Genomic DNA, 207 nt, shown 5'->3' with positions numbered 1-207 from the left:
AGCCTCTTTCTCCCAGGTCATCGGCCAGCCCGAGCCAGCATCGGGCGAATCGACCGATGCCAGGACTGTTGTGGGCTGTCTGTTCCGGGGGAAGTGCGTTCCCTCGCAACAGTGTGCGTCATTATCCACCTTTCGATTCGTCGTTCACCATGATTCGGTTGAATGGTCGAGCGGTGCACCACCACCTGAATCAACGGTAAACGACTA

Source organism: Gordonia insulae (genome assembly GCF_003855095.1).
In the GTDB taxonomy this organism is placed as follows: Bacteria; Actinomycetota; Actinomycetes; order Mycobacteriales; family Mycobacteriaceae; genus Gordonia; species Gordonia insulae.
The sequence above is the reverse complement of the archived record's forward strand: the minus strand, read 5'-3'. Positions refer to the sequence as shown.